The following is a 517-nucleotide window of genomic DNA, read 5'->3' on the forward strand; positions in this document are numbered from 1 at the left end:
CAAAAGTATTGGAAAAACTGGATCAAGCGCAGAAAGATGCAACGGATTATCAGTTGGTAGAAAACGAAAGTGCAGCCGATAAGAAGTACAGTGTTAACGAAAAACATGAAATTGTCTTGCAGGTAAAAGATACGAAACATCCGAACAGTAAAGTAGAAAATGTTACGATTACAGACGTAGCGAAGAAGTCGGAAGTAGACAAGGCAATTAATGAAGATAAACAACACTTTAAGGACTATGCCGTTAAATATGACAAGAATAACGATGATACAGTCAACAAAAATTCCATTACCTTGGCAGGAAACACGACGACGGGTACGGCTATCCATAATGTGGCTAAAGGTGACGTATCGGCAAACAGCAAAGATGCCGTTAACGGCAGTCAGTTGTTTGCAACGCAACAAACTATTACGAATGTAACGAATAACTTGAGTAAGACCAACCAAGGGTTTGACGTATATATTACTGATCAAAATAATGCGGATAATACGTTTACTGTAAAATTAGGGGAAGACCA

Annotated in this window: 1 pseudogene; it reads left to right on the plus strand. The window is 38.5% G+C overall.

Features of this window, described 5'->3' with window-relative positions:
- A pseudogene (locus HMPREF1039_RS02400) lies at nucleotides 1-517 on the plus strand (hypothetical protein); the annotation flags it as partial.

The sequence above is a fragment of the Megasphaera lornae genome (genome assembly GCF_000214495.1).
Taxonomy (GTDB): Bacteria; Bacillota; Negativicutes; order Veillonellales; family Megasphaeraceae; genus Megasphaera; species Megasphaera lornae.